Annotated in this window: 12 protein-coding genes; 3 read left to right on the top strand and 9 right to left on the bottom strand. The window is 67.5% G+C overall.

Annotation, left to right across the window (positions count from 1 at the left end; all coding sequences use genetic code 11):
* Positions 1 to 34: 34 nt before the first annotated feature.
* From QTH97_RS00725 to QTH97_RS00705, 5 genes are all read right to left on the bottom strand, one after another.
* The gene (locus QTH97_RS00725) at positions 35 to 637 is read right to left on the bottom strand and encodes a GNAT family N-acetyltransferase (RefSeq protein WP_286566053.1); all 603 of its coding nucleotides are present in this window, start codon (positions 635 to 637) and stop codon (positions 35 to 37) included.
* Positions 634 to 1,716, bottom strand: a complete 1,083-nt coding sequence (locus QTH97_RS00720; RefSeq protein WP_286566052.1) for an alpha/beta fold hydrolase — start codon at positions 1,714 to 1,716, stop codon at positions 634 to 636. The genes QTH97_RS00725 and QTH97_RS00720 overlap by 4 nt, the downstream gene beginning before the upstream one ends.
* 3 nt (positions 1,717 to 1,719) lie before the next feature.
* Positions 1,720 to 2,178 carry a hypothetical protein gene (locus tag QTH97_RS00715; RefSeq protein ID WP_286566051.1) on the bottom strand — a complete coding sequence of 153 codons (459 nt, stop codon included), beginning with the start codon at positions 2,176 to 2,178 and terminating at the stop codon, positions 1,720 to 1,722.
* Positions 2,175 to 3,554: an alpha/beta hydrolase gene (locus QTH97_RS00710; protein ID WP_286566050.1), complete on the bottom strand. Its 1,380-nt coding sequence runs from the start codon at positions 3,552 to 3,554 to the stop codon at positions 2,175 to 2,177. The genes QTH97_RS00715 and QTH97_RS00710 overlap by 4 nt, the downstream gene beginning before the upstream one ends.
* 119 nt (positions 3,555 to 3,673) lie before the next feature.
* On the bottom strand, positions 3,674 to 5,380 hold the full coding sequence (locus QTH97_RS00705; protein WP_286566049.1) for a hypothetical protein: 1,707 nt from the start codon (positions 5,378 to 5,380) through the stop codon (positions 3,674 to 3,676).
* A 261-nt stretch (positions 5,381 to 5,641) separates the two neighbouring features.
* Between QTH97_RS00705 and QTH97_RS00700 the strand changes: the two genes are divergently transcribed.
* Genes QTH97_RS00700 through QTH97_RS00690 form a run of 3 tightly spaced genes read left to right on the top strand, consistent with a single transcriptional unit; the run spans position 5,642 to position 10,119 of the window.
* Positions 5,642 to 7,510, top strand: a complete 1,869-nt coding sequence (locus QTH97_RS00700; protein ID WP_286566048.1) for an alkyl/aryl-sulfatase — start codon at positions 5,642 to 5,644, stop codon at positions 7,508 to 7,510.
* A 55-nt stretch (positions 7,511 to 7,565) separates the two neighbouring features.
* Positions 7,566 to 8,969: an aldehyde dehydrogenase family protein gene (locus QTH97_RS00695; protein WP_286566047.1), complete on the top strand. Its 1,404-nt coding sequence runs from the start codon at positions 7,566 to 7,568 to the stop codon at positions 8,967 to 8,969.
* 40 nt (positions 8,970 to 9,009) lie between these two features.
* Positions 9,010 to 10,119 (top strand): Zn-dependent alcohol dehydrogenase, encoded by a 1,110-nt coding sequence (locus QTH97_RS00690; RefSeq protein WP_286566046.1) that lies wholly within the window; start codon positions 9,010 to 9,012, stop codon positions 10,117 to 10,119.
* A gap of 22 nt (positions 10,120 to 10,141) precedes the next feature.
* Here the strand turns inward: QTH97_RS00690 and QTH97_RS00685 are convergent, their stop codons facing one another.
* The 4 genes from QTH97_RS00685 to QTH97_RS00670 form a co-directional block, all read right to left on the bottom strand.
* On the bottom strand, positions 10,142 to 11,149 hold the full coding sequence (locus QTH97_RS00685; RefSeq protein WP_286566045.1) for an extracellular catalytic domain type 1 short-chain-length polyhydroxyalkanoate depolymerase: 1,008 nt from the start codon (positions 11,147 to 11,149) through the stop codon (positions 10,142 to 10,144).
* Positions 11,149 to 11,322 (bottom strand): hypothetical protein, encoded by a 174-nt coding sequence (locus tag QTH97_RS00680; RefSeq protein ID WP_286566044.1) that lies wholly within the window; start codon positions 11,320 to 11,322, stop codon positions 11,149 to 11,151. Before QTH97_RS00680 ends, QTH97_RS00685 begins: the two co-directional genes overlap by 1 nt.
* A gap of 173 nt (positions 11,323 to 11,495) precedes the next feature.
* The gene (gene cydB / locus QTH97_RS00675; protein WP_286566043.1) at positions 11,496 to 12,503 is read right to left on the bottom strand and encodes a cytochrome d ubiquinol oxidase subunit II; all 1,008 of its coding nucleotides are present in this window, start codon (positions 12,501 to 12,503) and stop codon (positions 11,496 to 11,498) included.
* Entirely contained in the window at positions 12,500 to 13,909 is a 1,410-nt protein-coding gene (locus QTH97_RS00670; protein ID WP_286566042.1) for a cytochrome ubiquinol oxidase subunit I, read from the bottom strand. Before QTH97_RS00670 ends, cydB begins: the two co-directional genes overlap by 4 nt.
* Positions 13,910 to 13,913 lie beyond the last annotated feature (4 nt).

Genomic DNA, 13,913 nt, shown 5'->3' with positions numbered 1-13,913 from the left:
TTTGTCTCCGTCGTTGTGAAAATGGATGGGGCGTTCAGCCGCCCAGTGCGTCGGCCACGCCGTAGACCTCGAAGCGCGACTGCACTTCGGCGACGTGATGACTGAGAATGGCCAGGTCGTAGGACGTGCCGTCGCGGTCTTTCACGTGGTCGCGCAGTACGGCCTCGGCACGGAAGCCGAGCTCTTCGAACACGGCGATGGCGGACCGCTGGTCGACCGTCATCTGCACGTACAGCTTCTCCAGGCCCAGGCCGAGCGCGAGCGCAAAGCATTCCTGGGTCAGCAGGCGGCCGAGACCGCGGCCACGCCACGCGGGCGAGACCATCACGCGCAGTTCGGCCACGTGGCGCGACCAGGAGCGCGGGTCGGTGACGATGGCGGTGCAGCCGACCAGTTCGCCGTTGCAGCGCGCGGCAAGGCTGGTGATGCTGCCCTGCGCGATCGCGTCGAGCCACGCGGTGACCACCTTGGGGTGGCTGACGTCGCGGCGCACGAAGAGCAGGTCGTGCGTGGGCAGTTTCTGTACGAAGCGGGCGACGTCGACGCCATCCCTCGGGCTCAACAGGTCGACCTGGATGGTTGCATTGGCAACGAGGTGCTTTCGCGGCCAGGCGCGGGGGGTGGTGGTGTCGTTCATTCGGATCTCTTTGCAAGCCATTGATCGAGTGCCGGCCACATGCGCTTGACCGCATTGGGGCCTGCCACCAGGCTGACGTGTCCGCCGGGCAGCGTGAGTTCTTCCTTGTCGCGCGAGCCGGCCTGCGCCACGAGCGGGGCGGCGCATTCGGGGGGCACGAGGTGGTCGTATTGCGCGGTCACGTGCAGCAGCGGCACGGTGATGCGGTGGATGTCGACGACGCGCCCGCCGATGCGCAGGCTGTTGTCGTACAGGCGGTTCTTCCAGATCAGTTCCTTCACCGTCTGGCGCAGGTATTCGCCCGCGAGCGGCAGCGTCTCGGCGCCGAAGCGGTCCATCATGCGGTAGCCCTTGACGTACTGGTCGTTCCACATGTTGTCCCAGAGGCGCACCTGGGCAGCGATGCGGCCTGCCGGGCGATGTGCCTCGAACGCGCCCATCACCACCTGCGAGGGCACGTTGCCGAGCGTGTCCACCAGGCGGTCCACGTCGAAGTGACGCTTGTCGGCCATCGACTGGAAGACAGTCATCTTCGTCATGTCGATCGGCGTGGTGAAGCACACCAGGTTCTTCAGCGGGCCTTCGGGGTGGAGCGCGGCGTAGATGGTCGACAGCACGCCGCCCATGCAGTAGCCGACCAGCGTGACCTCCTGCTCCCCGGAGTGCGCCTGCACGCGGCGGATGCAGTCGGGGATGAAGTCGAGCGTGTAGTCCTCGATCTTCAGGCGCTTCTCGTCGGCGGTGGGCGCATGCCAGTCCATCACGTAGACGTCGTAGCCGCGCTGGAGCAGGAATTCGATGAGACTCTGGCCGGGTGCCAGGTCGAAGATGTAGCTCTTGTTGGTGGTGGCCATCACCAGCAACAGCGGTACGCGGTAGACCTCGGCGCTTTGCGGATGGTAGTGATACAGGCCCAGCGTGCCCCGGCGGTGGAGCAGGCTGCGCGGCGTGGTGCCGACGGCAGGGGCGGGTGAGCTGAGGTATTCGAGGCCCTTGAAGCTGCGCTGGATCGCGCGGTCGACTTCGGAGCGCAGGCGCTGCGTCAGGGAGGCCTCTTCAGCCTTGACGGGTGCGTTCATGGATCACCCCTTGCGCTTCGGCGCACGGGCGCCGGCGGGAACTGCCGCGCGCGCAGCCTTCGGCAGCGTTGCGCCTGCGGTATCGGCAGGGGCCGCCGCAGGGGGCAGCCTCTTCGGCACCGGCTCGGCTGCAACTGCCGGCGCTCGCCGGGTGCGGGCAGGCCGATGCGCCGGCGCGGGCTGCGGCAGCAGCATGTCGAGCTTGTCCTCGATGCGGCGAAGGCTGGCGGCGATGGCCTGCACCTCGCTGCGGCTCGGCAAGCCCATGCGCTCGTAGAGGCGCGCCATGTTCTTGTCGAACAGGTGGTGCGTGCCGAGCGATGCGCGCAGCACGATCGCGAGCGCCTGCGAGAACTGTTCCGACTCCATGTTGCTCGTGGTGAAGCTGTTGACGCCGCCTTCGAGGCGATCGACGGCATCGCGCCACATCGCCAGTGGGTCGAGGATCTGCTTGGGAATCATGTGGATCTTTCCTTGGGAGACCGCTTCCGTGTGTCACGGCCATGCATGGCGTGCGCCCCAGTGGATGGCGGAGAGGATTCATGGGGCTTTCGGGCCTGCATGCATTGCAGGCTCGTGGCATGGGGCCAGGTCTGGCGCGCTTCGAGCGCATGGACTTGCGCCGCTGCGCTACGGCGCAGGAAGGCGCCGGGCACGAGACGCGATTCGAGCAACTTGCGCGTGGCGCGGTCGGTGGTCGTCGAGAGGCGGCCGACCAGCGCCAGCCAGACACGCTCGGCCGTGGCCCAGCCGGTCAGCGAAGTCATCAGCAATTCGGTCACGGGTCGCAAAGGCCAGGCTGTCGGGGTGGGGGCCGCATCGGCGACCTCGATGGTGCGGTCCGGCGCGGCGTCGCCGCCGAAGGCCTTGTCGAGCGCCGCGGCAATGCGGTTCAGCGCATCGCGTCCCGCGTCGATCACCGAGTCGAAATTGAGAAAGCCGTGGATCTGCCCGGGGTAGTGCAGCAGGTCCACGGGCACCTCGGCGGCGCGCAGCCGCGTGGCGTAGTCCAGGCCGTCGTCGCGGATCGGATCGAATCCGGCGCTGATGACCATGGCGGGCGCGAGGCCCCGCAGGTCGGCCTGGCGGCGCGGCGAGAGCCAGGGGTCGTCCGCATCGGGGATCTGGCCGATGTGCGCCAGGACTCCGCGCAGCATGCGCTCGCTGATCAGGTAGCCGCTGGCGTTCTCTTCGAGCGAGGGAAACTCCGCCACCAGGTCGGTGGCCGGATAGGCGAGCACCTGCAGGCTCAGCCGGGGCCCGTCGTGGCGCGCCGTGTGCTGCGCGACCGCCGCGCAGATGTTGCCGCCGGCCGAGTCGCCGCCGATGGCGAGACGGCGCGTGTCGACGCCCAGGGTGGCGCCGAACTGCGCGACCCATTGGAGGGCCTCGAGAAAGTCCTCGCGTCCGGCCGTCAAGGGATGCTCGGGCGCGAGCCGGTAGCGCACGGCGATGACGACGCAATCCGCGGCCAGCGCAATGCTGCGGCAGATCGAATCCCCGGAGTCCAGGCCGCCCACGATGAAGCCGCCGCCGTGGCACCACAGGAAGGCGGGTCGCGGCTGCTTCGACGGTCCTGCGGAGAAGATCCGCAGTTCGATCGGGCCGCCGGGCCCGGCGATCGTCCGGTGTGTGACCGAAGCCACCTGGGGCCGACGCCCCAGGGCCAGCGCCATGAGCCGCCACAGCTTGCGCTGCGTTGGCACGGACCGGTTCTCGATGCGACCCGGCGCCAGATTGAACCAACGCAGGAAGGCGCGGACATCGCGGTCCGGCCGTGGCGAGCGCAAGGTCAGCGGCATGCCGCGCGTGGCAACGCGATTCGATTCGTTGTTCATGGAATAGGACGCCTTGGATGTAGAGGAGGTCTTCATGCACGCAGGATGCGCAGGGCCGCGCCGCGGCTCACCCCCCAGTACGGGGGGCGGGCAAATCCCGGTTCACAGGCCTCGACGGCTCAGGGCTCGATGCGCTTCATCTTCGACGTGTCCATGCGCACCATGCCGAAGGCCATGCCGTAGAGCAGGTGCCCGTCGGCATCGACCTTGATCGGGGCGTACATGCCGTTGAACATCGGATGGGTGCCGGTGCGGATGCTCATCACCGTCTTGCCCGTGTCCAGGTCCATGCCGATGTGGTGGCGCTCACCCCAGCGTCCGGCGAAGTAGCCGTCGATGATGGCCATGCGGCTTCCGCCGCTGATCATCGGAACGATCGAGATCGACGACACGTCGTTGCGCGCCCACTGCTGGGTCCAGGCGTGCTTGCCGTTGTCCCACTTGAAACCGGCCGCGCCGACCGGGCCTGGGCGCGTGGCGCCGTTGACCAGGTTGACGTAGAAACTGTCGCGGCTGAGTTGGGGCTCCTCCTTGGTCAGGATGTTGTTGACCACGAAAGCCTGGTCGCCGTAGACAGACACCGATTGCTCCGATTGCACGATCTCCAGCCCCGGGCCCATGTCGACCTCGATCTGGTCGGCGATGCGCGGCGACTGCGTGCCGGGCTTCTGCTTCCAGCCAGCGGGAATGCCGTCGCGCCAGAACGACACCAGGCGCATCTTCTTCGCCCCGTCGGTGATGACGACCAGCTTGTCGTCGTTGGGGCCGAAGCCCATCAGCGTCGGCGTCGAGCCGGTGCCGTCGCCGATCTTCGGCGGAGGCATCTGGATGCCGCGGTCGTATTTCGCGGCCCAGGCGCCGCTGGCCTCGTCGTCATGGATCTTGCCCTTGGCATCGACCACCAGGCGGTACATGGTCATGTTCGAGGCCACGTACACGGCGCCGCCATTGGCCTCCGGTCCGGTGGCAAAACTGTTCATGAACGACTCGTCGGCGCCGGCGGTGGTGTAGGTGTCGACGATCTCGAGCGTGTCGCGGTTCAGCGTGATGACCTTGCCGCCGAGCGTGTTGATGACCAGGTAGCCATTGAAGCTCATGCCCATGCCGAAGGACATGTCACCGGGCAGATGGGTCTTGGCGCGGGCGCGTTCGTTGTCGAAGAGCGAGGCGGGCAGGTTGGTGAAGCGCGCTGGCTTCATGCCGGATGCGGGGTTCTTCGGGTCCTGCTGGTCGATGCGGAACACCTGGCGGCCGTTGCAGCCGATGAAGGCATCGTCGCGCGTCAGCACCGCGTACACGGCGCCATTGGCCACCTGGTCGGACGAGGCCGTCGCCACGCGGTTGGGCTGCGACTTCAGGTAGTCGAGCAGGCCCTTCTCGTCCTTGGCTTCGATGAACTTCTGGATGGCGGCGGCTTGCGCGCGGCGCTCCTCGGCGCTCACCGGCGTGAAGTTTGGCAGCTTCACCGGGATATCGCTGCGCGCGATCTCGACCAGCTTGCCGCCTTCGTTCTTGACCTTGCGCAGGCCGAAGCCCGACCACCACCACTGGATCTCCTGGCCGGCGACGGTGTCGCTCATCGAGGGCAGGCCGACCGATTCGTTCGGGATCAACTGCACCGACTCGGGCGTGACCTCGAAGAAGCCGCGCGGCACGGCGATGTCGGTGCTGTCGGATGCGGCGTCGTCCCAGTGCGTCTGGTTGTTGTACGACTGCGCGAGATAGGGGTTGTGCGCCTGGCTGAGGGCGCTGGCCGCGTGAGCCGGCACGGCGGCGAGTGTTGCGACCGCGAGAGCGGCAGATGCGAGGCGAAATGGCTTCTTCATGTGGAATCCTGCTGGGATGGATGGTTGCGAGGGAGGGACGCAACCACGTCTCGATGCCGTTGTCTCCAGCCGGGCGAAGTCTGCGTACGGGATGAATGATCGGGCGCTGCCGTCCGAACGGCCCCACCCCGCGCGGGTGGAAAGGGGTTGCAAGGCCGGAGGGTTTCCCCGACCCCCCGATCCGGGTGGATGTGGCGGTGCGGGAGCCTGATTCACTCCATGTCACCTGCGGCGACTGCGCGCATCGAAAGACCCATCTCCATGAACATCACCGATCCGCCGGCACGGCTTCCGGACGCCGAAGAGAACTTCGAGAACGCCCACCGTGGCTTCATCGCCACGATCCCGGACGCCCACATCGTCGACGCCCGGGGCCGCGTGGCGTGGAGCCTGCGCGACTACCGCTTCCTGGAGGAGGACGAGCCCGCCTCGACCGTGCATCCGAACCTGTGGAAGCATGCACGGCTCAACAACTTGCACGGCCTGTTCGAGGTGACTGAGCGCGTCTACCAGGTGCGGGGGTTCGACGTGTCGAACGTGAGCTTCATCGAAGGCGACAGCGGCGTGATCGTCATCGATCCGCTGACGGTGTCGGAGACGGCGGAGGCTGCGCTCGCGCTTTATCGGGCCCATCGTGGCAACCGGCCGGTGACGGGGCTGATCTACACGCACAGCCACGCCGATCATTTCGGCGGCGCGCGCGGTGTGCTCGACGAGTCCGACGCCATCGCGCGGCGCGTGCCCATCGTCGCACCGCGGGGCTTCATGTGGCACACGGTCTCGGAGAACGTGCTGGCCGGCAACGCGATGGGCCGGCGTGCGATGTTCCAGTTCGGCGTGACATTGCCGCGCAATGCCTGCGGTCAGGTCGATTGCGGCATGGGCAAGGCGGTGCCGATGGGCACGACGACGCTGATTCCGCCGACACGCACGATCGAGCGCGAGACCGAGACGCACGTGATCGACGGCGTCGAGATCATCTTCCACCTCGCGCTGGAGAGCGAAGCGCCCTCGGAGATGTTCATGCACTTTCCCGGGCTGCGCGCGCTCAACACGGCGGAGATCGGCACGCAGGCGATGCACAACCTGTGCCCCTTGCGCGGTGCCCAGGTCCGCGATGCGCGGCTGTGGTCGCGCTATCTCGACCAGGCGCTGGATCGCTACGCACCGACGGCCGACGTCGTGTTCGCGCAGCACAACTGGCCGACCTGGGGCAACGAGAAGATCCGCGGGTATCTTCGCCACCAGCGCGACCTGTACAAGCACCTGCACGACCAGAGCGTGCGGCTGATGAACCGCGGCCTCACCGGCATCGAGGTGGCCGAGGCGATGAAGCTGCCGGCGTCGCTCGCCGCGCCCTGGGCCAACCATGGCTTCTACGGCACGGTCTCGCACAACGTGAAGTCGATCGTCCAGCACTACCTCGGCTGGTACGACGGCAACCCCGCGCACCTGCATGGGCTGCCGCCCGAGCAGTCGGGCCCGCTCTACGTCGAGTACATGGGTGGCGCGAAGGCGCTGCTGGAGCGCGCCCGCAGCGACTACCGGCGCGGCGAATACCGCTGGGTGGCCGAGGTCACGAACCACCTGATCTTCGCGCAGCCGGACAACGTCGAGGCGCGCGCGCTGTGCGCCGATGCGCTGGAGCAGCTCGGCTTCGCGGCCGAGTCCGCCACCTGGCGCAACGCCTTCCTGCTGGGAGCGCAGGAGCTCCGCCACGGCGTGCCGCAGGTGCGACGCCGCAACGTGAGCCGGGACCTCGTCTCGGTGCTGCCCATCGAACTGCTGCTCGACCACATGGCCGTGCGCCTCGATGCCGAACGGGCCGAAGGGGTGGAAATGGCCATCGAGTGGGCCAACCCCGAGACGGGCGAATGCTGGGCGATGCGCCTGGAGAACGCGACGATGACCTACCTCCCCGGCGCCGTGCGGGGCGGGGCGACAGCGCGCGTGAGCCTGAAGCGCGCGGCGCTCGCCGCGTTGCAGTCCGACAGGGCCGGCATGCCGGCCGCCTTCGAGCGCCTGGTGGCGGAAGGCCGGATCGAAGTCGACGGCGATGCCGCCAGCGTGGTGCGCCTGTTGCGCATGCTGGAAGAGTTCGACGCGATGTTCAACGTCGTCGAACCGTAGGACGCTTCGGCCTCACCGCACCCCAACGAATTGCATCAGAGAGAACCCAGGAAACATGACATCGACTTTCAGGCCGCTTTCCAACGGCCAACTCCTCGACCTGCCCGCGACCTTGCCGGTGCTCGACCCGGCGACCGAGGAGGTCATCACCCACGTGCCCGACTGCACCCGGGAACTGCTCGACGCCACTGTGCGGTCCGCGCGCGCGGCATTCGACACATGGAGCCTCACGTCCATCGAGCATCGACGCGAGCGGCTCGAAGCGCTCGGTGCGCGCATGAAGGAACACGCCGATGAACTCACCCTGCTGCTGACGCGCGAGCAGGGCAGGCCGCTCGCCATGGCCAGGGCGGAGGTGCTGGGCTGCGTCCACTGGTTGCGCAGCGCCGCGAAGATGTCGCTGCCCATAGCGGAGCGCACCGACCCGGCAGGGCTGAGCTGGTCGACGCGTCGCGTGCCGCTCGGCGTGGTCGCGGCCATCGCGCCGTGGAATTTTCCGCTCACGCTCGCGGTATGGAAGCTCGCACCTGCGCTGCTCGCGGGCAACACGGTGATCCTCAAGCCCTCGCCCTTCACGCCGCTGGCGACGCTGCGCATGGGCGAACTCGCGGCCGATCTGTTCCCGGCCGGCGTGCTCAACGTGCTTTGCGGCGGCGACGCGCTTGGGCCCTGGATGACTGCGCATCCCGGCATCGCGAAGGTCGCCTTCACCGGCTCGACCGCGACCGGCCGGCGCGTGATGGCCTCCGCCGCGCCCACGCTCAAGCACATCACGCTGGAGCTGGGCGGCAACGACGCCGCGATCGTGATGCCCGATGTCGACGTGCCGAAAGTGGCACGCAAGCTGTTCATGGGCGCCTTCCTCAACTCGGGACAGGTCTGCATCGCGTCCAAGCGCATCTACGTGCACGACGCGATCTACGACGCCTTCGCGCAGACTTTCGCTGCGGCGGCCAAGGCGACGCCCATGGGCCCCGGAACGAAGGAGGGCGTGATGCTCGGGCCGGTGCAGAACCGCCCGCAGTACGAGCGAGTGAAGGAGCTCATCGCTGCCACGCGCGACGCTGGCCACCGTTTCCTCGCCGGCGGCGAAGTGCCTGACGGGCCCGGCTACTTCATCCCGCCCGCTGTCGTGGACAACCCGCCCGACGATGCGCGGGTCGTGGTCGAGGAGCCCTTCGGTCCCATCGTGCCGCTGCTGCGCTTCTCGGATGTGGACGAGGTGGTGCGTCGCGCCAACGACTCCGAGTTCGGCCTGGGAGGCTCGGTCTGGTCCAGCGATGTCGCGCAGGCAAGGGCCATCGGCGCGCGCCTGGAAGTGGGCACGGTGTGGATCAACAGCGTGCATCTGCTGGACCCGCAGTCGCCCTTCGCGGGCCGCAAGCAATCGGGCATCGGTGTCGAGAACGGCATCGAGGGCTTGCTCGAATTCACGACTACGCAGACCATGGTCGGCTGAAGCCGCCTCAATCAATTTCAGAAACCAAGAGATTCAAACCATGCAAATGCGCTCCAAAGCCGTCGTCTTCCGCGCTGACGGCGTCACCGTCCACGTCGAGGACATCCTGGTCGATCCACCCGGCCCGCACGAGGTGATGATCAAGGTGGGCGCCTGCGGCGTCTGCCACAGCGACCTGTCGGTGACCAACGGCACGCTGCCGCTGCCCGCGCCGGTGATCCTCGGCCACGAGGGCGCGGGTGTGGTCTGCCAGGTGGGCGAGGGCGTCACCGACTTGAAGGTGGGCGACCATGTCATCAGCAGCTTCGTCAACACCTGCGGACGCTGCCGCTATTGCACGAGCGGCAAGCCCAACCTCTGCGACATGGGCAACACCACGCCCTACACGCTGCCCGGCGCGAAGCCGCGCACCCATGACGCGGACGGCCAGCCGCTCAACGTCATGGGCGGCTGCGGCGTCATGGCCGAGTATGCGACCCTGCACGAGAACAACGTGGTCAAGGTCACGCCGGACGTGCCGCTGGACCGGTGCGCGCTGGTCGGTTGCGGCGTGATGACGGGCTGGGGCGCGGCTTGCAATACAGCCAAGGTCGAGCCGGGTTCGATCTGCGTCGTGTTCGGCGCCGGTGGCGTCGGCCTGAGCACGCTGCAGGGCTGCCAGATCGCGGGCGCGACCATGATCGTCGCGGTCGACATGCTGGCCAGCAAGCTGGAACTGGCCAAGGTCTTCGGCGCCACCGACGTCATCGACGCTTCGAAGTCGGAGAACGTCGTGAAGGAATTGCGCAAGCTCACCGGCGGCGGCGCGGACTATGCCTTCGAATGCGTGGGCCACGGCGAGATCGTGGCGCAAGCCTACGGCTGCCTGCGCAAGGGTGGCTTGGCCATCGTCGTGGGCCTGGCCGGGCCCGCCAACACGACCACCCTCAAGACCGCCAGCTTCGCCCTGGAAGAAAAGGGCATCAAGGGAAGCTACTACGGCTCGACGCGGCCGCGGCACGACTTCCCGCGGCTGCTCGGGCTGTATCAGGCCGGCAAGCTCAAGCTCGACGAACTCATCACGCATCGCTATCGCATCGAGGATGCGCCGCAGGCCTTCGAGGATCTGGCCAAGGGGCGGAATGCGCGGGGGGTGATTGTTTTCGATTGAGTCGCGTCGGCTGCGATCTCGCTCAGTTGCGGAACTGCCTGGCTGCAAACGCCCAGGCCATGCGTGAGGCATCCGGTCCCGACCCGTCGCTGTAGGGCTCCCGGGCCGCGCCGCCGCTCCAGGCGTGGCCGAGGCGGTCCACTTCCACCAGGGTCGCCACCGTGTTGCCCCGGCGCTTGAAGTCCGTCACGGTGGTCGAGTACCGATTGCCACGCTGCACGCTGCGTTCCTTGCTTGCCGTGGCGCCTGCCGCGTCCGCCCACGCCTGCGCGGCGGCATGGCCGTTCGAGGCTGCCACCACCCTGTCGAGGGCGCCATGGATCACCATCAAGGGTGGCCATGAGGCCGCCATCGCTCCGGGCGTGGCCGGCAGGGGCCTGGTGGCGCGACGCCCGTGCATCGCGCCCAGCGCCGAAAGGGTCGAGTGGGCGGTTCCGGGCGGTATGCCGGAGTGCATCACGACCGCGCCGAATCGCTCCGGATGCCGCGTGACCAGCAGGGCGGCCATGCTGGCTCCCGCCGACAGTCCGGCCACCGCGATGCGCGTGCGGTCCACGGCGTACATCAGGCAGACCTGGTCGATCGCCTTCATGATGAGCGCAGCCTCGCCGTACGCGCGCCCCGACGAGGTGTCGAACCAGTTCCAGCAACCTTGCGGATTCGACACCCGGTCCTGCTCCGGATACAGGACGAGGAATCGCTCGCGCGCCGCGACCCGATTCATCCGCGTGCTGGTCGCGAAGGTCTTCGCGTCCTGGCCGCAGCCGTGCAGCATGACCATGAGCGGCAGGCGCTCGCCGAACTTGACGTCCGGTGGGCGGTAGAGCCTGAAGCGGCGCGCGCCTGCCGCGCCCATGGCGACGCCGGTGATCCACTGGCCCGCGCCGGCGGGCGGCCGGCGCTTTTCAATGACCGGCTTGACGGCGCGCTCCACGGCCTTGGTGCTCGCGCGCATGGTGCTGCGCGTGATCGCCTCCATGCTTCGAGCAAAGATGCCGGCCCATCCGCCGGCCTTGCGCCGTCGCGCCATCAGCGGCGCGTCTTGCGCTTCGTTGCCGGCCTGGCGGACCTGCCGCTCCAGAAATCGACGATCTGCCGCGCTGCTTCGGCTTGTGTCGCCGCAATCTGGCGCCTAGCGGCTCCGGTGGCCTGGCCGCGGGCTGCGCTGATCGACTTGTTGGCTGCGCTGAGCCACATGCTCATCAGCGGATTTTTCTTTGTCCAGGGATTGCTCATAGAACCTTCGCTTCGACCGATGGCCGATGGCGAACTGTGCGTCGTGCAAGCGATGCGGCAGTGCAGCATTGCGCCCAATCGGGCGTGGCCGCCGTCCTACGTCGAAGGTCCGTTGTGCGGCGTGGGGCTCGCCACCGTGATCATCGGTAGCCGCTGCGGCCTTTTCCGCGGAACACCCAATACACGCCCATCGTGTAGAGCGCCACCACCGGCAGCACCACCACGGCGCCATAGAACAGGAACCGGAGCGATTCCTCCGGCGCCGCCGCGCTGGCGACGGTGACCGCGTACGGCACCATGTAGGGCCAGAACATGACGCCGAGCGTCAGGTAGGACGCCGTGATGAACAGGACGGTGAGCGCGTACGCAAGGCCGTCGCGGCGCGCCCGGGCCCCCGCCACGACGCCAAGCAGGGCGGCGAACGCCAGCACGGCAAACGCCCACCCCCAGGGCCGGTCGCTCAGGTGGCCCTGCGCTATCGCTCCTGCGTCGATGGTCAGCGACGCGGCGAAGGCCAGGCCGAGGATCAGGAACACGGCAGCGGCAAGCCAGGGAATGCGACGATAGGCCCAGGCGCGCAGGTCGCCCTCGCTCTTGAGCACGATCCAGCCTGCGCCCAGCAGGGCATAACCGAAGACGAGGCCGATGCCCGTCATCACCGAGAACGGATGCAGCCATTCGAACGAGGTGCCCGCGAATTGATCGTTTGCCACCGGCAGGCCGCGCATCAGTGCGCCGACCGCAGCGCCCTGGACAAAAGCGACCACGGTCGATCCGAGGAAGAAACCCGTGTCCCACAGCCAGCGCGTCTTCACGCTGCGGTATCGGAACTCGAAGGCGATCCCGCGAAAGATCAGGCCGACGAGCAGCAGCAGGACCGGCAGGTAGAACGCTCCCATGAACACGGCATAGACCACCGGAAAGGTCGCGAACAAGCCGGCGCCCACGATCACCAGCCAGGTCTCGTTGCCATCCCAGAACGGGGCGATGGCGTCCGTCATGTGCAGGCGGTGGTCCTCGTCGCGCGTGGTGCCGAAGAGGATCCCGACCCCGAGGTCGAACCCGTCCAGGATCACGTAGACCAGGATGGAGAGGGCGATGACCGCTGCCCAGAAGAGCGCCAGGTCGCTGGGTTGGGCCGCGTTCATCGCTTGGCTCCGGGTCCCGCAGGGCCCATCACGTCCGTGCGGGCGGCCACGGCCAGCGGACGGCTGCCCGTCACGTTGCCCGTGGCCTGCGTCTTCGCATGCGGTCCCTCGCGCAGCAGCTTGTAGATGTAGTAGATGCCGAAGGAAACAAAAAGCCAGTACACGACGACGTAGACGATCAGCGAGGTCAGCACATCGCCGGCGGTCAGGCTGGGGGTGATGGCGTCCTTGGTCCGCAGCAGCCCGTAGACCACCCAGGGCTGGCGCCCGACCTCCGCGGTGTACCAGCCTGTCAGGATGGCGACGAAGCCGGTTGGAAACGATGCGAAGGTGCACCACAGGAACCAGCGCGACGATTCCAGCCTGCCGCGCCAGCGCAGGTAGTTGCCGAGCCAGGAAACGGCCAGCATGACGAGCCCCATGCCGACCATCAGCCGGAAGGCGAAGAAAGGAATGAGCACCGGCGGCCGGTCTTCGCGGGGGAAGGACTCCAGTCCTCTCTCGGCGGAAGTGAAGTTGCCGGATGCGATGAAGCTGCCGAGCTTCGGAATCGAAATGGCGTAGAGATTGCGCTCGTTCGCCTCATCGGGAAAGGCGATCAGCACTTCGCTCGCGGGCTGCTCGTTCTTCCAGCGTGCCTCGATTGCGGCGAACTTGGCGGGCTGGTGCTTCAGCACGTATTCGCCCGCCAGGTGGCCGAAGAACATCTGCACGGGGATCAGCACCGCAGCGAGCCCCAGGCCCCAGTGCAGCATCATCCGGCCTTCGTCGAAGTGCACCCGGCGGAGCAGGTACCACGCACCGGTCGACGACACGCACATCGCGCTCGTCAACAAGGCGGCGAGCAGCATGTGCGGCCAGCGCACCATCTGGACCGGGCCGAGCACGATCTGCATCCAGTCGGTGGGAACGATCTTGTCGTTCACGATCGCATGGCCCAGCGGCACTTGCATCCAGCTGTTGTTGGCCAGGATCCAGAAGGACGAGAACATCGTGCCCAGGGACACCATGCAGCACGAGAAAAAATAGAGGCGCGGCGACACCCGGTCGCGCCCGAGCAGCATCACGCCGAAGAAGGTCGCCTCCAGCATGAAGGCGGTAAAGGCTTCGTAGCCGAGCAGGGGGCCCTGTATCGGCCCTGTCTTCACGGCCAGCACGCCCCAGTTGGTGCCGAACTGGAAGGCCATCACGATGCCCGTGACCACGCCCATGCCGAAGGAGACCGCGAAGATCGGCAGCCAGAAATCGAAAACCCTTCGGTAGAGGGCGTTGCCCGTCGCCAACCTCGCCCCCTCGATCGTGGCCAGCCACGCTGCGAGCCCGATCGTGAACGCGGGGAAGATGATGTGAAAGCTGATGACGAACCCGAACTGGATTCGCGACAGCATCACCGGGTCGAGGTCCATGGGC

The organism is Variovorax gracilis (assembly GCF_030317115.1).
In the GTDB taxonomy this organism is placed as follows: domain Bacteria; phylum Pseudomonadota; class Gammaproteobacteria; order Burkholderiales; family Burkholderiaceae_C; genus Variovorax; species Variovorax gracilis.
The sequence above is the reverse complement of the archived record's forward strand: the minus strand, read 5'-3'. Positions and strand labels throughout refer to the sequence as shown.

Bases quoted from the DNA above. Each gene is read 5' to 3' on its own strand.
- QTH97_RS00720 (WP_286566052.1), bottom strand. From the start codon at position 1,716: ATGAACGCACCCGTCAAGGCTGAAGAGGCCTCCCTGACGCAGCGCCTG.
- QTH97_RS00685 (WP_286566045.1), bottom strand. From the start codon at position 11,149: ATGGCGCGACGGCGCAAGGCCGGCGGATGGGCCGGCATCTTTGCTCGA.
- QTH97_RS00670 (WP_286566042.1), bottom strand. From the start codon at position 13,909: ATGGACCTCGACCCGGTGATGCTGTCGCGAATCCAGTTCGGGTTCGTC.
- QTH97_RS00695 (WP_286566047.1), top strand. From the start codon at position 7,566: ATGACATCGACTTTCAGGCCGCTTTCCAACGGCCAACTCCTCGACCTG.
- QTH97_RS00715 (WP_286566051.1), bottom strand. From the start codon at position 2,178: ATGATTCCCAAGCAGATCCTCGACCCACTGGCGATGTGGCGCGATGCC.
- QTH97_RS00710 (WP_286566050.1), bottom strand. From the start codon at position 3,554: ATGAACAACGAATCGAATCGCGTTGCCACGCGCGGCATGCCGCTGACC.
- QTH97_RS00705 (WP_286566049.1), bottom strand. From the start codon at position 5,380: ATGAAGAAGCCATTTCGCCTCGCATCTGCCGCTCTCGCGGTCGCAACA.
- QTH97_RS00700 (WP_286566048.1), top strand. From the start codon at position 5,642: ATGAACATCACCGATCCGCCGGCACGGCTTCCGGACGCCGAAGAGAAC.
- cydB (WP_286566043.1), bottom strand. From the start codon at position 12,503: ATGAACGCGGCCCAACCCAGCGACCTGGCGCTCTTCTGGGCAGCGGTC.
- QTH97_RS00725 (WP_286566053.1), bottom strand. From the start codon at position 637: ATGAACGACACCACCACCCCCCGCGCCTGGCCGCGAAAGCACCTCGTT.
- QTH97_RS00680 (WP_286566044.1), bottom strand. From the start codon at position 11,322: ATGAGCATGTGGCTCAGCGCAGCCAACAAGTCGATCAGCGCAGCCCGC.
- QTH97_RS00690 (WP_286566046.1), top strand. From the start codon at position 9,010: ATGCAAATGCGCTCCAAAGCCGTCGTCTTCCGCGCTGACGGCGTCACC.